Annotated in this window: 14 protein-coding genes; 9 read left to right on the top strand and 5 right to left on the bottom strand. The window is 36.8% G+C overall.

All coding sequences use genetic code 11. From position 1 onward, the window contains the following. Positions 1-60: 60 nt before the first annotated feature. The 3 genes from ACRD7B_RS21590 to ACRD7B_RS21580 form a co-directional block, all read right to left on the bottom strand. Complete coding sequence (locus ACRD7B_RS21590; protein WP_430826744.1) at positions 61-1698, bottom strand: SusC/RagA family TonB-linked outer membrane protein; 1638 nt, start codon at positions 1696-1698, stop codon at positions 61-63. Between the two features lie 248 nt (positions 1699-1946). Then, positions 1947-2654: a FadR/GntR family transcriptional regulator gene (locus tag ACRD7B_RS21585; RefSeq protein WP_430826743.1), complete on the bottom strand. Its 708-nt coding sequence runs from the start codon at positions 2652-2654 to the stop codon at positions 1947-1949. A gap of 116 nt (positions 2655-2770) precedes the next feature. After that, the gene (locus ACRD7B_RS21580) at positions 2771-4507 is read right to left on the bottom strand and encodes a polysaccharide lyase 6 family protein (RefSeq protein WP_430826742.1); all 1737 of its coding nucleotides are present in this window, start codon (positions 4505-4507) and stop codon (positions 2771-2773) included. A gap of 699 nt (positions 4508-5206) precedes the next feature. On the opposite strand from ACRD7B_RS21580, the gene ACRD7B_RS21575 reads away from it, so the two are divergent. The 4 genes from ACRD7B_RS21575 (at position 5207) to ACRD7B_RS21560 (ending at position 11763) form a co-directional block, all read left to right on the top strand. Next, the gene (locus ACRD7B_RS21575) at positions 5207-5584 is read left to right on the top strand and encodes a hypothetical protein (RefSeq protein ID WP_430826741.1); all 378 of its coding nucleotides are present in this window, start codon (positions 5207-5209) and stop codon (positions 5582-5584) included. A gap of 103 nt (positions 5585-5687) precedes the next feature. Further along, on the top strand, positions 5688-10031 hold the full coding sequence (locus ACRD7B_RS21570; protein WP_430826740.1) for a CusA/CzcA family heavy metal efflux RND transporter: 4344 nt from the start codon (positions 5688-5690) through the stop codon (positions 10029-10031). A gap of 11 nt (positions 10032-10042) precedes the next feature. Then, on the top strand, positions 10043-11176 hold the full coding sequence (locus ACRD7B_RS21565) for an efflux RND transporter periplasmic adaptor subunit (RefSeq protein WP_430826739.1): 1134 nt from the start codon (positions 10043-10045) through the stop codon (positions 11174-11176). A 170-nt stretch (positions 11177-11346) separates the two neighbouring features. Beyond that, positions 11347-11763, top strand: coding sequence for a DUF302 domain-containing protein (locus tag ACRD7B_RS21560; RefSeq protein ID WP_430826738.1), 417 nt, complete (start codon positions 11347-11349; stop codon positions 11761-11763). 449 nt (positions 11764-12212) lie between these two features. Here ACRD7B_RS21560 and ACRD7B_RS21555 read toward each other — a convergent pair whose 3' ends face one another. After that, a complete protein-coding gene (locus tag ACRD7B_RS21555) occupies positions 12213-12416 on the bottom strand; it encodes a hypothetical protein (protein WP_430826737.1) in 204 nt (67 codons plus the stop codon). A gap of 189 nt (positions 12417-12605) precedes the next feature. Here ACRD7B_RS21555 and ACRD7B_RS21550 point away from each other — a divergent pair, with 189 nt between their 5' ends. The 4 genes from ACRD7B_RS21550 (at position 12606) to ACRD7B_RS21535 (ending at position 15140) form a co-directional block, all read left to right on the top strand. Continuing rightward, the gene (locus ACRD7B_RS21550; protein ID WP_430826736.1) at positions 12606-13361 is read left to right on the top strand and encodes a hypothetical protein; all 756 of its coding nucleotides are present in this window, start codon (positions 12606-12608) and stop codon (positions 13359-13361) included. A gap of 71 nt (positions 13362-13432) precedes the next feature. Continuing rightward, positions 13433-13627, top strand: a complete 195-nt coding sequence (locus tag ACRD7B_RS21545; RefSeq protein WP_430826735.1) for a hypothetical protein — start codon at positions 13433-13435, stop codon at positions 13625-13627. 264 nt (positions 13628-13891) lie between these two features. Next, positions 13892-14386, top strand: a complete 495-nt coding sequence (locus ACRD7B_RS21540) for a hypothetical protein (RefSeq protein ID WP_430826734.1) — start codon at positions 13892-13894, stop codon at positions 14384-14386. 280 nt (positions 14387-14666) lie between these two features. Next, the gene (locus ACRD7B_RS21535) at positions 14667-15140 is read left to right on the top strand and encodes a DUF5675 family protein (protein ID WP_430826733.1); all 474 of its coding nucleotides are present in this window, start codon (positions 14667-14669) and stop codon (positions 15138-15140) included. A gap of 325 nt (positions 15141-15465) precedes the next feature. Here the strand turns inward: ACRD7B_RS21535 and ACRD7B_RS21530 are convergent, their stop codons facing one another. Further along, the gene (locus ACRD7B_RS21530) at positions 15466-16335 is read right to left on the bottom strand and encodes a DNA/RNA non-specific endonuclease (RefSeq protein WP_430826732.1); all 870 of its coding nucleotides are present in this window, start codon (positions 16333-16335) and stop codon (positions 15466-15468) included. 40 nt (positions 16336-16375) lie between these two features. Between ACRD7B_RS21530 and ACRD7B_RS21525 the strand changes: the two genes are divergently transcribed. Further along, the coding region (locus tag ACRD7B_RS21525) for a hypothetical protein (RefSeq protein ID WP_430826731.1) at positions 16376-16578 on the top strand (203 nt) is incomplete at its 3' end.

The raw sequence follows: 16578 nt of genomic DNA, 5'->3' as shown, positions 1-16578 counted from the left end.
TACTGTAATACTTTTTCTGTGTACTCATTTTTCTAAGATATTATTTTGGTCTTAATATCTCTAAAAAATCGTCCGTGTAAATTTAGCAACTCCATGTACGGTAAACCCTGCTAAAGCACTAAACTCATGATTATCGATCTGCCTGTTGTACAATAAGGTATTATCAGAAATAATTCTGGTTTGGTATCTATTATTCAATAAATATTGAGCTCTACTACTTCCGGATGCATGGTGTTTTGTTCCATCCCAACGCGTTCTTTTTCGTTGTTCCAAAGTTACCCCTAAAGCACTCTTAGCAGTAAGACCATCAATAATTTTAAAACTCAAATAAGCAGAAGTTAATAATTTGGTATTATACTCATAGTGTTCCCTTTCTACGTATTGCGCATATGCATTTTGATCACCAGTAGTACGTGGCCTATTATCACTACCATTACCATCTAAATCCAATTCAACTAAATGATTTTCATTAAAATAATCTCCAACTCCAACGTCGGGATATACATCTCTATTAATAAATTGTAATGTCTCCTGCGTATGGTATATAGGCAACCATGGTGATTGTCTTATGGGATTATGAACAGAAGTAGGTAAAGCTCTTCTTTTTGAATAAGAAGGCGTCGCACTCAAACCAAACTTTAATCTTTTGCCAATCTTACTATCTATTTTCAGTTTTGCAGAATACAGTTTGTAGTCATCTGTAATAACAACACCTTCGTCATGCAAATATCTTAATGAAGTAGAAAATTTGGTATTTTCAGATCCGCCACTGGCTGATAAAGAGTGACTGGTGATAATACCTCCGTTAAAAAATACATCTTGCCAATCTCTGTCAATACCTGTAACCTCAACTATTTTATGTGCATATTGAGTAGCTTCCGAAATTTGACCAGTAGCAGCTAACTCTTTAGCTGACCAATCTGATAAATTTTTCTTATAATCATCACTTCCAAAGGCAGATTTGTATCCTGTAAACATGTCATACGAGAATACTGTTTTTCCTTCTTTGCCGGTCTTTGTCGTAATCATAATTACACCGTTAGATCCTTCACTACCGTAAATAGCGGCAGAGGCGGCATCTTTTAGTACCTCAAAAGACTCGATGTCATTCATATCCAGATTTCCAAGAAAACTAGGATCAACCACAACACCGTCAACTACAACTGCAGGTCCAGATTCACCTGTTATCGATCCAAAACCTCTAATTGTAATTGTTGGAGCAGCTCCAGCTTCAGCAGAAGTTGCCTGAATATTTACACCAGAAACTTGCCCAATTAAAGCATCATCTACCCTTGCAACAGCTATTTGATCTAAATTCTCATTCACTACTTTCGAAATAGCTCCTGTTAGATGCGATTTTTTCTGAACCCCGTATCCAATAACAACAACTTCATCAAGACCTGATACATCAGATACTAAAGCTACATTAAAAACAGTTTCGCTCCCAACAGCTATTTCCTGTTGTTCATAACCTATGTATGAAAAAATTATAACTGCATTTTCTCCTTCCACGCTTAAGCTAAAATTACCTTCAATATCGGTAATTGTACCATTGGTGGTTCCTTTTTGGTAAACACTTACCCCTATCAGGGCCGTGTTATCGCTCGAATCAACTACACGGCCTGTAAGCGTCTGCGCAAAAAGCTGTGTAAAGACTCCGGTAATCATTAGTAATGTAAATAGGATTTTTCGTTTCATTACTCGAATTTTTTTCATTAACAAATCGCTACTTATCAGCACCTTAACATGCTTTATGATTTATTAATTAATTAAAAATAGATTTTTTATTAGCTTTGCGTAACACAATACGACTCTAAACAAATCATTAGCCCTAGGCTATATGACAGTTATTGAGATTCTTCCAGGAATATTTGTACTGTGTAAATAGTGCGTGCCAGCGCACTATTTTTTTAAGAATTGTTTTTCTACATTATTCTCATTTTTATTTATATTTTGGATTTACTGAATTTAAGTACATCTTCTAAGTGTGTTGACATATTCTGAACGGATGCCTCTACATCCTGTTTTTTAATTGCTTCCAGTATTTGGCGATGTTCTCCAAAAGTTTTTGAGAGCTTTGACTCATTACAAACATCTTCGCTTCTGTAAATCTTTAGAATATCTGGCAGTATTATTAGCATCATCGTTTTAATTACTGAATTATGCCCTGCTTCAGCTATTCGTAAGTGAAAAACAAAGTCTTCATTTTCAGCAGAAACACCCTTTTCAATCTTCTTTTCGTAAGCTAACAGAGCATCTTCAAGCTTTTGAATATCTTCTTCAGTGCGTCGTATAGCGGCTTGCTGAACCGAATGCCTCTCCATCATTACGCGCGTTTCAACCAAAGAATGGAAGTCAGGCTTCTCAAGTTTCATAACGTTTGAGAGCAAACCTTCCATGGCAGCAATATCAACACCATTAATCACCACCCCACTTTGTGGAAGTGTATTTAAGATTCCTAAAAACTCCAGTTTTTTTATGGCATCTCTGATATACGTTCTACCAACACCTAATTTTTCAGAAAGCTTACGCTCAGATGGTAATTTATCTCCAGGCTTTAAATACCCCGCAATGATTAAGCCTCTAATCTGTCTGATTATCTTATCTACAGGTGTTTCAACCTCTATTGTTTTGAAATTTTCAAGTAACTCCATAATTATTTCTCCTCTTTTACTCTTTTTATTTCCTTTTTGGAACAACCAAAAATACAATAATCAATAATTAAAAACTTAATCAAATCACTACACACTATATCTACATCTTGCACTACTTACTGCGATAAAATAATTTTATCATTCTGCACATACCCTTTTAAAGACCTAAATGACAATAAATAACATGACAACTTATTAAGGTTGAACACTTCATCTTCTTCATATAAATCTCCTGCCATTATTGTTCTACCTGTAATATCATACATCATATATTGAATAGGCAAATATTTGGGATCCATAACTTTCAATTTAATTGAATTATTAATTACCACAAGTTTCACCATATCATTTACTTCAATTAGTTTAGTAATTGAAGTTTCCTTCTCTTCATCTCCCGTATAGGGCCCTACATCATCTTTCACCAAAGCTCTACTATAATCTGTATTAGATAAATACTCATCACAACCAACATCTTTCGATCCATCTCTATCTTCATTATCAATATCAGTTTGAACATAGTCATACGTTCCTTCGGCTGCATCAATGGCATCACTTCCACTACTCAATCGAAAGGCTCCATCCTGATTAATTAACTCTGGATCGAAAAATGAGATACCTTCCTTAATCACCACATCATCTGCATCTGCATTCGCAACATTTCCTTCCCAAAGCATATCGATTGGCGTATCATCCAATTCAATCACTTCATCATAGATATCATCCATGATATTATTAGCTACTTTACAGTCCTTTGGAGCTAAAGTCTTTTCTGAATCTTTTCCTGCTCCAATAGTAAAAGGAACCTTACAGTTAACGATGGTATTAAATGCCACCTCAGCCTCAATTACTTGAAAATATCTATTAAGCGGTGAATTAGGCACGCCATTCATCATACAAATAGCCGATCGGTAACCATCACCCTTCAAACCTTCGAAATAATTGTTATAAACTTTATGACGCTCTCCTATAATACGCACGCCACCAGAGGACTTGTTTTCACCTAAAAAGAAGTTTCCGTAAACTTCACAATCGTTACCATGACGTATGGTTAAACAGCCATTATTATCGCGGAAAGTATTGTATCGATAAATATTAAAACACGACTTATTCGAAATGATTTCAATCTCTCCGTCACATTCTTCAAATAAGTTAAATTCAACAATGGCTCGTGACTCCTGCATGCTATTAGTACTTGTTCCTATACGAATGGTTTCGCCTCCGTTGTAACCTAAATCTGGTCGAGCACCAAAATAGTTGTGATCGATTTGTGTATAGTTTGGCTCTCCATTTAACCATACTACTAAAGTTGTTCCTGAATGTTGCTTGCCTTCAAAATGACAATGGTCAACTCTATTATGAGCACCATAAACCGAGACCCACTTATAATCTTCATCCTTATCGGATGGGTTATAATTAAGAATGCTTGTATTTACTAATCGACAATGATTTGCCAAATTCGACGAGTTCCGTCTGAACTCAACAACGGCAGAACCATCGGTGTAACCATTCTCAAAAGTTAAACCATCAACTACTAAATATTCTCCCGCTATATTAAGATGTGAAGTTCCTGTAAGAATTACTGTGTTTTTACTTTCAGCAGCTAATACTATTGGCTTAGCCGAAGTTCCGTTGGCTTCAAAAACCAACTCCTGATCAATCCATTGTCCTGCTTTCATAAAAACAGTATCACCAGGGTGAAGACTGCTATTTAAATTGCTTAATTCTGATGCTGATGAGATAAGATAATTTTCTGCTATAACAATATTACCATGCATCAGCATTAGTGACATCATTATCGTGAAAATGACATTTGCTTCCTTTCGAAGTTTCTGGTTTGTCAATCTTACTCTCATTAAAACAAATTCTTTAGTTAGCATTGAATGATAAAGGGCTTTGATACATTAAACACCTGCCTGACCACCTAATTGGTCGACCAATTTAAGATCTATTTTTTTATTATACAAATTTTAACAGTTAAAACTTAAACTTAACACCCGCCCTTACCCACTGATATAATGACGCATTAGTTATTAACAGAGGCTTTCATAAAAACTAAGTGCTTACAGTTTTTTTTCAATTTTACAGCGCTCATTTTATGGTCTACCAGTTTTAAAAACTATTTCCTCACGCCAAATGCTCTAATTATTTCCACCAATTGCATCTTAGAAAATAAATTTGTCTTTAATATTTTTACTTATATTTGTATCTAAATATTTAGATACTTGAGATGAAGTTCAAACAATTAGAAATTAAACCGGAAGGCAATTGGTTCAAGAGAAAACTAAAATCCAAGCATTTTATTAAGTCAACAATATACGTGATAGTTGGTGCAGCTATTAGTTTTACGTATTTTTATTTCACCGAAGGTCAACACATGGCAAAGATGAGCGCAGGTGATATCATACAAAGCTTTTTCTTTGGTGGATTTATGGGATTTTTCATAACTAATAGTCCTTGTGCTAGAGGCCGGTGTTAACAGATATAAACAAAACAGCATTAACTTCTGTTTAAGACACAACTTTGATTAATTACTTTAATTTGAAGAGATGCGAATGATACAGCGGATACTACTTTATGCCTCACTTACCATTTTGGTTGGGCATACTCTTGTGTCGCATTCGCACAAAACAGAATCATTTCCGTCAAGCATTAGGCAATCCAACGAACTTCAGCTCTGGGATCTCATACAAGGTTTCCTTTCAACGAATATTGGAAGTGAGCATCTTGAAAAATACAAGCTTGTTGACTCCGATAATGAAAAGGTCTTGTTTTCAATTTATCTTGATGATGAAATTCAAAAAATAGTTATTGCCGAAAGGAAAAATCATTGCCCATATAAACTGAATAAAAAACGCAATGAGTCCCCACCAATAAACACGACCTATATTCATGGTCCGACAACATTAAGAGGATCACCTTACCTTTATTAATTAATTTAGCTAACACAACTGAATACCAGCAAGCTAAATTTAAATATCTCTTCATTAAAATCTTTTCTTCTTAATACTTCAATGCAAATCAAACCCTGATTGTATGTTGAGCAAAATAATAAATTACAGTATTGCCAATAAATTTATTGTTATACTTTTCACCTTAACAATAGTTGCCTTTGGCATTTTCTCAATAACTAATATTCCAATAGGTGCAGTGCCTGATGTCACCAATAATCAAGTGCAAGTAATTACCACTTCAGGAAATTTATCAACTCAAGAAATTGAACAATTCATTACAGCTCCTATTGAGTTGGAAATGGCAAACTTACCCGGTGTCGAAGAAATTCGTTCTATTTCTAAGTTTGGACTCTCAGTTGTAACCATCGTTTTTGAGGATGACATGGGGACATTTTTACCCCGTCAGCTCATTGCAGAAAAGATAAAATCCGCGTCGGCCAATATCCCAGAAGGTTTTGGAACACCAGAGATGGGGCCCATAACCACGGGTTTGGGCGAAATATACCAATACATATTAGATGTTAAACCAGGCTTTGAAGATCGTTACTCATCGATGGACTTGCGAACTATACAAGATTGGATTGTACGCAGACGGCTTTCGGGCATTGATGGGGTAGTAGAAGTTAATAGTTGGGGTGGTCATCTGAAACAATACGAAATCGCAGTTTTTCCTAACCGTTTGCTAAGTTACGACATTACATTAATGGAAGTTTTTTCGGCTCTCGAAAGTAATAATAGTATATCAGGTGGAGCATATATCGAAAAGGACAATCAGAGTTATTTCATTAGAGGCGATGGCTTGGTTAAATCTATTGAAGACATCAATCACATTGTTGTTAAAAACATCAATGGCTTACCAATTCTCATTGGAGACCTTGCCGAAGTCCAATTTGGTTATGCCAACAGGTATGGTGCCATCACCGCAAATGGTGCCGGCGAAAAAGTGTTGGGCCAAATTATGATGCTCAAAGATGCCAACTCAAAAGTGGTTATTAACGAAGTGAAACAGCGAGTTGCTGAAGTTCAACAAAGTTTACCCGAAGGTGTTTTTATTAACCCCATTTTAGAACGCAGTGAACTTATCGGCAAAACAACCTTCACCGTAATTGAGAATCTTGTTTTGGGCTGTATCATCGTTGTCCTTATTGTTATTTTACTGCTCGGAAACCTGCGATCGGCATTGGTTATCGCATCGATGATTCCACTCTCCTTATTATTTACCCTATCTATGATGTATGTTTTTGGTGTTGATGCTAACTTAATGAGTTTGGGTGCACTTGACTTTGGCATCATCATTGACGGCGCTGTTATTATTGTAGAATACATTGTGATTCGAGTCACGGTGAACAAAGGGAAATTCAATCAAACCAGCGGTGATAAGCAGCAATCATTAATGGATGAGATTACCTATCAAGGCGCATCAAAGATGATGAATTCGGCCATATTTGGACAAATCATCATCCTCATTGTATTCATTCCTATTTTATCTCTCACAGGTGTTGAAGGAAAGATGTTTCGCCCAATGGCTTTATCCTTTAGTTTCGCAATAATTGGTGCCATGATACTCGGATTAACCTGGCTTCCTGTCGCAGCTTCATTATTCTTAAAGCCTGAGAAAGAAAAAAAGAATAAACTCTCCGAATGGGTAATGAATGCAGCCCATCGGTCATACGCACCTGTAATAGAGTGGTCGTGCCGAAATAAAAAATACATACTTGGCTCCTCACTGATGATCATGATATTAACAGGCATCATATTTTCAAGAATGGGAGGTGAATTTGTTCCTACACTCGATGAAGGCGACTTTGTCATTCAACCTGTATTAAAAACTGGAACATCATTATCAAAGACCGTTGAAACCACAACGCGAATGGAGAAAATTCTTATCGATCAGTTTCCTGAAGTTGATCAAATTGTTTGTCGCATTGGTGCAGCTGAAGTACCAACCGATCCCATGTCGATGGAGGAAATAGATATGATTATCAAACTGAATCCAAAAAAGACTTGGACATCGGCGAGAAACAAAGCAGAGTTAGCTGATAAATTCAAGAGCGCGCTATCCATTATTCCAGGTATCGAATATGAATTTACACAACCCATACAAATGCGCTTTAATGAATTAATAACTGGTGTACGTGCTGACATTGCTATCAAAATATTTGGCGATGATCTAGACTATTTGGATAAAAAAGCCAATGCAATAAAAAAGCTTATTGAAAATGTGCCAGGCGCAGCCGATATCATACTTGAAAAAACAGCCGGGCTACCTCAAATGAGTGTCATTTACAAGCGTAATAAAATAGCTTACTACGGAGTAGACATAAAAACGCTTAACGGCTATCTAGCAATGGCTTTTGGTGGAGAAACTACCGGAACAGTCTTTGAAGGCGAAAAACGATTTGACATGGTTCTGCGATTACCACAAAGCAACCGAGCCGACATTGATGATATCGAATATCTGCAAGTTCCATTAAAAAATGGTAAGCAAATTCCCTTAAAAGAATTGGCAAGTATTTCGTTTAGTGAAGGCCCGGCAAAAATATCGCGCGAGAATACGCGACGGCGAGTTGTTGTTAGCGTAAATGTTCGCAATCGTGATTTACAGTCCGTGGTAAACGACATTAAAAACATCGTTAACGAAAAAGTAAGCTTAACTCCTGGTTATTACATCCAATATGGTGGCCAATTCGAGAATCTAGAGAATGCCACTAAGCGTTTAATTTACGCTGTTCCACTTGCCTTATTGCTTATATTTATTTTTCTACACTTCGCTTTCAATTCGTTCAAAGATGCCTTGTTAATTTTCACAGCCGTTCCGCTATCGACTGTTGGTGGCGTGCTTGCTTTATGGTTGCGCGGAATGCCCTTTAGTGTATCAGCAGGGATTGGTTTTATCGCACTTTTTGGAATTGCGGTTTTAAATGGCATTGTTCTAATAGAACATTTAAAGGAATTACAACTAAAAGGATCAATCAGTAACATTAGAGAACTAATTATTACCGGTGCCAAAAACAGACTACGCCCAGTAATGCTGACGGCAGCGGCAGCGGCTATGGGATTTTTACCAATGGCCATTTCGAGCGGCGCAGGTGCCGAAGTACAACGTCCACTTGCCACAGTCGTAATTGGCGGATTAATTACCTCAACCTTATTAACGATGATCGCACTACCACTACTTTTTGAATTGTTTTACAATGTAAAAAGCATCAAATTATGGCCACTAAAACTAATACGTTCTAAACCTTTAATGTTAGGTCTCATTATTACACTTCCATTTTCGTCGAGCTTAGCTCAATCAAGGCAATTAAGTTTGGATGAAGCCATAGAAATAGCCCTACAAAATAATCAGCATATAAATTCAGAATACCTTAAAGTTAAAGAAAGCGAGGCCTTACAAAGCACTGCTTATTCGATAAGTAAAACTCAATTGTATTTTGATCATGATGAAAATAACATAGCAGACAATGGCTACCCTTTAAATGTTTTTGGAATAGAACAAGACTTTAGTTTCCCGACGGTTTACACCTCTACTAAAAAAGCATTTGTTATTAGAACGAATGTTTTTGAAAAAGAGTTAAATCTTAGTAAACAACAACTCATTAAAGAAGTTTCACAAAGCTATTACCACATTATCTACCTACTTAATAAAGAACAATTGTATCACGAGGTAGATAGTTTATATCAAAACTTTTCCAAAACCGCAAATCTGCGGTTTGATCATGGAGATATGAGTCGCATCGATTTATTAAACGCTCAAGCGAAGCAAAAGCAGGTCAGTATAGTCGTCTCTCAATTACAATATGAACTCGACATTGCCAAAGAAAAATTAAACGCTCATTTGCAAACCGATAGTGTATTTAATATTCCTATTCAAGAGATGAACATTTTGAAGGTATTGGAGAATGAATTGAAAGAAAGCTTTGCATATCAATCAATTGAAACGCAAAAAGACTACCATAATGCGCTATTGAATGTAGAAAAAAACAAACTTCTACCCGATATAAAAATAGGCTATTATAATGGCACTAATTCGTACGACCTTGCTCAAAACTATCAGGGTGTACATCTGGGCTTAGCTATCCCTCTATTTTTTGGCGAGCAAAGGGCTCGAATAAAAGCAGGAAAAATAGCCATTAATGCCAATGAGAGTCTTCGAGCTCATTACATCACTTCGTATAATAATCGTAAACAAGCTTTGCAAAAAGAACTTCTAAAACATCAGGAAACCATCACATTTTACGAACAAACGGGGAAAGAACTCAGTTTAGAAATAATACGTACAGCGCGCAAAAGTTATGAACTAGGAGATATAGAGTTTTTTCAATTCATTATGAGTATCGAAAATGCCATGCACATCATCCTAAATTATTATGATAGTGCAAATAGCTATAATCAATTAACCCTTGAGTTAAACCACCTTCAGTAAGCTTTAATACTATGACAACAATAAAGATTACACAACTTGCAATTACCTTTGTATTCAGCACCATACTTAGCGGATGCCAACTTAGTAACGAAACCACAATTGACACAAATAAGCAAGATTCTGATTTGATTCGAATAAGTCAGCAGCATTTCGAAAGTGAGGACATGAAAATAGGAACTGCTTCCAAACATACTTTTACCCAGCTCATAAATTGTAATGGTACTGTTTCCTCTCCTCCAAACGCAATGGCACACCTCAACTCAAAGCTAAACGGAAGAGTTGAAACGATTAATTGCAGAATGGGCGATTATGTGACAAAAGGAGAAGTATTAGTTTTAATCTCCACTTCAGAACTCATCTTACTTCAGGAAGATTATCTTAAAAACAGGGCTGAACTCAAAAAAAACAAAGCTGAATTTAAGCGGCGAAAGACCCTTTTTGATGAGAACATTGGCACCGAAAAAGACTATTTAAAAGTGGAAAGTGAATACTACACTACATTAGCTACATACAATGCTTTTAAGCTTCAATTAGAACTACTTAAATTAAATGTCGAAAACATTGAATCTGGCAAACTGTATAAGTACTACCCTATTATTTCACCCATTAACGGACACATAAGTAAATTGGACATTGCACTTGGACAAAACATAAATGAACAAAGTGAAATTTTAGAAATTATCGATACCAATCAGCTACAATTAAGTTTAGCTATTTTTGAGCATGATGCACAATACATTGCTCTTGGCGACACATTAAATTTTGGATTCACAGATGCTGACACTCTTAAATACAAAGGTGTACTCACTGCTATTTCAAAAACAATTAATCCTGAATCAAAAACACTAGAATGTAAAGCGAGGATACTATCAGAAGCGAAATCTGATTTTATAAATGGTGTATTTGTTCAAACAGAAATTATTTCTGACACAAAAAGCGCATTAGCTCTACCCAAAACAGCAGTCACCAAAAAGGAAAATCAATATTATGTGTTTTATATTGAGAAACACACCGAGAAGGACTTGTATTTGAGACAGACGAAAGTAGAAACGGGGATGTCAAATAAAGAATTCATTGAAATCGTTAATGCAGACAAGAGTAAAGAATTACTTATTTCAGGAATATATAATCTTATGGTTGAATAATTGACAAGTTAATATGTAAGTAATAAATTAGATGAGGACAATGATCTTATTAAAGTATCTAGATTTAAACATACTTAAACTTACTTTGTTAAAGTAAATAAGAATTTAACCAATTAGTTTGAATCATGATATCAAAAACAATATTAACAATTGCATTAACACTTATAACAATGAGCACTTTAAACGCACAAACCGTAGATACTTATTACTTTAGCAAAACATTAAACTTACCTTTTGAAGAAGCAAGTGACAAAGTAAAGGCAAGTTTGGCAGAACAACAGTTTGGAATAGTTACTGAAGTTAACATGCACGAAAAGTTTATTGAGAAAGGCATTGATGCCAATGCACGGCCTTATCGTTTACTTGGTGCCTGTAATCCAAAACTAGCCTACGAAACCGTTCAGGCAGAAGAAAACATCGGACTATTTTTACCTTGCAAGGTGATTATAAAATACATTGACGAAAATACAACTGAAGTGGTAATGATTGATCCGAGCCAGGTGATGAGCATGTTGGGTAATGATAAGCTCACTGAACCGGCTGAAGTGGTCACTAAGCATTTTAAGCTGGCCTTGGAGAATTTGTAAAAAGAGAATAGTTCAAAACACAAGAAAGCCCTTGAAGTAATGCTTAAAGGGCTTTCTCTTTTATTATCGGTGACCTCGGCGGGAATCACATCATTTCCACAAATACTCTATTATCCAACACGTTACAAATACTCATTTTTTATGAGGTCATTGAATAGGTCACAAAAAATATGAAATGATTTGATTCTGTTTGATGTCCATTGACAATTGCAAAGATACAAAATAGTAAGTTTTGACGCTAGTTAAAAGGGTGCAAATGAGTACAAGTTATTGCTAATTTAAGTTATCAGATTAACTTATAGATAAGCTTGGAACTTAATGGTTAGTGATTGTTGGTTTGAATTGTTGATATTTGAATAGAATAAGTTCAATACAGGTGATTTAATGGAGTGCAAATTTAATGGATTGTCGACATAAGAAGCCTTGTAATAGTTGAAAAGGGTGAGTTATTAATCATTGAGATATTGCCGCACTAACTCTTCTTTAATGCCCGTGTGCAAGGCGAATTCCTCAGTTGTGATAAACTGATGCCCTTCCTTTCCTAATTTGGCTTTAATGACTTGTAATAAGCGCCTGCTTGCTTTTTCACTTTTACCCGTGATGCGTTGCACATCTTTTGGGTAAATGCAAAGTCGGTTTAATTTGATTGTCATAATACTGTTTTACTACTATATCTATACTTTATCCATACTTGAATGCTACTTCTAAGATACTAATACTATGCCTTATTTTAGGACTGTTTTTGGTCAAAAATGCCATACAAGGACAGAAGGGACATGATGATTTGAATTACTATCCATCTGATCGTACTTTAAGCATATTAATTCGTAAAAATTAAAGTTATGGCAAGGCAAAAGGGAGTAATTAAATTGGAAGGTCGTGTTGGTGATTTGTCATTTTACAAAAGTGGTGGTCAGTTTATGGCACGAGAAAAAGGTGGTGTGGATGGAGAACGTATCAAGAAGGATCCGGCGTATGCCAGGACCAGAGAGAACGGTGCTGAGTTTGGTCGGGCTGGTAAGGCAGGAAAGGAATTGCGCAATGCTTTGAACGAAGTGTTGGTGAGAGCTGCTGATAAGCGCGTGTCGAACCGATTGGCGGCAACGATTTTGAAGGCTATTCAGGCGGATACGACTAATCGAAGAGGTGAGCGTACTGTGGTGGATGGTGATTTAACCGTTTTAAAAGGATTTGAGTTTAACAATGTAGCTTCGTTGGAATCAATTTTGAAGTTGAGTCATACAATTGTATTTGACCGTGCTGCAGGTACATCTCAAGTTGCGATTGATGCCTTTAACCCAAATGAGGAGATCCCTCAGGTGGAAGGTGCTACGCATGTTCGTTTCATCCTGGCAATGGCGGCAGTTGATTTTGGAAATCAAAGCTACGAAGTAGATGTAAATGAAAGTGCTGATGTGGAACTTGCAATTTTGGATCAGGCTGCTATTAATCTGGATAGTGCTATAAGCGCTGATTCACCTCATCCTGTGTTTATTGTTGTTGGAGTGGAGTATTTTCAGGAAGTCAATGGACACATGTATCCTATTCAAACGAAGACGCATAATCCTATGGCTATTGTTGAGGTGGATGTGGTTTAATAAATGTGTTATGAACGCGAGGGGACTCGCGCACTAGCATAGGTTTTACGACATTCTTAAATGCTTAAGTTATGAGTGATGCTTCATTGAATAGTAGTGGTAAGGCTGGTTTTTTAGGAGGTTCCTTCATTAGTGTTTTGAACGGAATTTCTTTTGAAGGAATGGTGGAAACTATCTTTTATACAGTGCTTGGTACTGTAGTTAGTTTTGTGGTCTCGTGGCTATTGAAGTACTTCATTAAGAATCATTCAGAAAAAAAATCATAGTTGGGGTTTTTTGGCTCTGATATAGGTTAGGTGTTGTGTTGATGAGCCCTTGGATTGTGTTGGTCCAGGGGCTTTTTCTTCTTTTTAAGTACTAATACCGATCACACAATGAAGTTGGCCTTATCTGCATTTCATTTGCTAAGGCCATTCATTGTAGCACCGGCATTATACCAAAAATAATAAGGCCACATTCAAAGTTCAAATGGTATAAGATATGAGTACAAAGTATCAAGATGATTTACAGTTTATAGAAATGGTATAGAGATGAAATTATTTGAAAAGATAAGTGCCTTGTTTAGTAATGGATTATTTAAGGATGTGGGTGACCTTGTTGATCGGTTTGTGACAACTGGATCTGAAAAGCAGCAGATGAAAGCTGAGTTGCTTGAATTAAAACACCGGCACGAAATAGAAGCAGTTAAACTTTCCCTGGAGGCGGAGCAGGAATTTAATCAAAGAGTTAAGGAATTGGAGGGTACAGCCAAGGATCTAAATGAATCTGGCTGGTTGGGTAAGGTTGTGCTATTTATCCGCGGTGCTCAACGGCCTTTGTGGGGATATTTTGTAGCCTATATGGATTATATGGTGTTTGCAGAAAATTGGCCCTTAAATGGAAACGAGAAATTGGAATCAGCCTTTTGGATTATTAATTTTTTGGTGCTGGGTTTCTTATTTGGAGAAAGGGCGGTTAAGAATGTTGGGCCTTTGGTGAGTGAGATGATGGAGAAAAAGAAGAGAGCTTTCAGTAGTGAGAAATGAGATGATTTACATGATGTTGTCTTACCAGACAGGTTTGCTCAAGCCACAATGGCTCAAACTTTTTTCTTGATAAAAAAGTTTGCAAAAAATCAAGACTGCAGCACTCGCTGACCCACTAAAGATTCGCTTCGAGGAAGATTTAAGGATTTGCAGCTTGGTATCAAATCTTCCTATTCTGCGCTTCATCAAGTGGGTGCCCCAGCTGCGTTGCTGAGGTCGGTCGAATCCAGTTCATAGTTTTATGGGACAAGTTTTACACAGATAGTTAAAATGATTGATTATGAATTTAAAGGTGATTAGATATAGCGGTTCAAAGGAGAGTACTTTGGGGCTATTGTTTATCGATGGTTTGTTTGCCTGTTATACTTTGGAGGATGAATTTCGAGAGGTTAAAGTAATGGGTGAAACACGAATCCCTGCTGGCAAGTACCAAGTCAAATTACGGACCTATGGCGGTCATCATACAAGGTATCTTAAGCGCTATGGTTCTGATTTCCATAAGGGAATGCTTCAGATTATGGATGTGCCTGGCTTTACCGATATATTGATTCATAAAGGCAATGACGATGATGATACAGCGGGTTGTTTATTGGTTGGAGATAGTATTAATAACAATCAAGTGAAGAGTGGTTTTATAGGGAACAGTACAGTGGCTTATGATCGGATTTATCCAGTAGTGAGAGGTGCTTTGTTGAATGGCGATGAGGTGTGGATCGAGATGGATATTAGGATGTTTGATGTTGAAATGTTCTAAGGAAAGTTACTAATCGTTTAGAGCTGTAAATATTATCCCAGCCTTAAAGGCTTAAACCACCTTTTTTTCAGCCTGTCAAATAAGTCAAGGTTGAGGATGATATTTGTTGACACAAAAAACTTACCTCATCAAGAAATATCATTCTCACTCGATCCCGCCTATTAGTGACCACTTATGGAGGAACGGAATTAGTGGCACTTTATCGGGAGACCTTTACTATTTGTCAGGCTGGGAGATCTTCGTTTAAGGATTTGAAGGCGGCTATTAGGATATTCGAAGTGAGATGTACGATGTTTACATTTGAGATGTAAGGGTTAATTTTTAACTATTGATTATGTGCTTGATTCTTATGAGCATTACAATAGCCATTCGCATTAGTTGTTTTCTTTTTACACCTATTGCCTGTTGATTTTGCAATTCCTAAGCATTGAACAGCTGACGAAGAGTTAGAAGTGTTTGATGGTGATGGGGAATATTGTTTGAATGACCAAAGCGAAGTATTAGAATGTGCTTCCAGTTTATTTTCTAATGAATCTGGTAACTGAGGAAAAAAGTCAATGCCTGTGAGAGCTTCCACTTCATTTACAGATACAATAAAAGAGTGTAAAGGAACATTACTCTTTTGGTTGGGAAGGATGAAAGCAATCATCTTTTGTGCCTTCGGAGCATATATGACTTTGTAGTAATATTCAGGTACCGATACTTCATTGGAGCTAATATGAGAATTATTTGAAGACAGAACACCAGCCGTCGCAATATGAATTGAGTCTTCAATAATAGCCCAATTGCGAACGGTTGCTTCCAATTTTTTCCATATGCCACGATTAAAGGATGGTGCTTGTGGTGACATATTGCTCATGTAAAAGGTTTCGCTCATAGCAGTTTTGTTTATTTTCATATCACCTGCAGGGCAGAGATGACCTCGATCATAACCAGACCCTTTGTAGTCCTCAAGAGTAGCAGAGCCTGTTGATATACCGGGATCAGGACGAAAGTTATCTGTACGACTTTGACTACCATTGACTAATTCATGCGTTAGTTTATAGTAAACCCATTCAGCTTGTTCGTGATCTTCTATGAATGATAGTGAAAAGTAGGTATGCTCTATAACTTCGCCAGAAGAAGATGGTTGATATTGAGCCCAAAATGGTATTGCAAGAGAAAAGAAAAGGAAAAATGTAATAGTTCTAGACATGACACTGCTTTGTTTATGCGTGACGTCAAATTTAATAATAATGGTGAAACTATTATTGGGACAAGCGCCTGCGGCTAGCGCCACCGATAGTGATCGGGGGGATGGAAGCGCAATTAATGAAATGAGGAGGAACGACGATTGTAATGGTTTGCGGTGGAATGGCGGGTCGAGCCGACTGCGAGTGGAGCAAGGGTGGCAGATATGGAGGAGTGAGGAACGAACTACGGAGGATGGCATATGTGG

Source organism: Carboxylicivirga fragile (assembly GCF_050589805.1).
In the GTDB taxonomy this organism is placed as follows: domain Bacteria; phylum Bacteroidota; class Bacteroidia; order Bacteroidales; family Marinilabiliaceae; genus Carboxylicivirga; species Carboxylicivirga fragile.
Note: the sequence above shows the minus strand (reverse complement) of the source record. Positions and strands in the feature narration are given on the sequence as shown.

Coding starts and splice junctions, on each gene's coding strand:
- ACRD7B_RS21575 (WP_430826741.1), top strand. CDS start 5,207: ATGATACAGCGGATACTACTTTATGCCTCACTTACCATTTTGGTTGGG.
- ACRD7B_RS21550 (WP_430826736.1), top strand. CDS start 12,606: ATGGCAAGGCAAAAGGGAGTAATTAAATTGGAAGGTCGTGTTGGTGAT.
- ACRD7B_RS21565 (WP_430826739.1), top strand. CDS start 10,043: ATGACAACAATAAAGATTACACAACTTGCAATTACCTTTGTATTCAGC.
- ACRD7B_RS21545 (WP_430826735.1), top strand. CDS start 13,433: ATGAGTGATGCTTCATTGAATAGTAGTGGTAAGGCTGGTTTTTTAGGA.
- ACRD7B_RS21580 (WP_430826742.1), bottom strand. CDS start 4,507: ATGAGAGTAAGATTGACAAACCAGAAACTTCGAAAGGAAGCAAATGTC.
- ACRD7B_RS21585 (WP_430826743.1), bottom strand. CDS start 2,654: ATGGAGTTACTTGAAAATTTCAAAACAATAGAGGTTGAAACACCTGTA.
- ACRD7B_RS21540 (WP_430826734.1), top strand. CDS start 13,892: ATGAAATTATTTGAAAAGATAAGTGCCTTGTTTAGTAATGGATTATTT.
- ACRD7B_RS21535 (WP_430826733.1), top strand. CDS start 14,667: ATGAATTTAAAGGTGATTAGATATAGCGGTTCAAAGGAGAGTACTTTG.
- ACRD7B_RS21560 (WP_430826738.1), top strand. CDS start 11,347: ATGAGCACTTTAAACGCACAAACCGTAGATACTTATTACTTTAGCAAA.
- ACRD7B_RS21530 (WP_430826732.1), bottom strand. CDS start 16,335: ATGTCTAGAACTATTACATTTTTCCTTTTCTTTTCTCTTGCAATACCA.
- ACRD7B_RS21555 (WP_430826737.1), bottom strand. CDS start 12,416: ATGACAATCAAATTAAACCGACTTTGCATTTACCCAAAAGATGTGCAA.
- ACRD7B_RS21570 (WP_430826740.1), top strand. CDS start 5,688: ATGTTGAGCAAAATAATAAATTACAGTATTGCCAATAAATTTATTGTT.
- ACRD7B_RS21590 (WP_430826744.1), bottom strand. CDS start 1,698: ATGAAACGAAAAATCCTATTTACATTACTAATGATTACCGGAGTCTTT.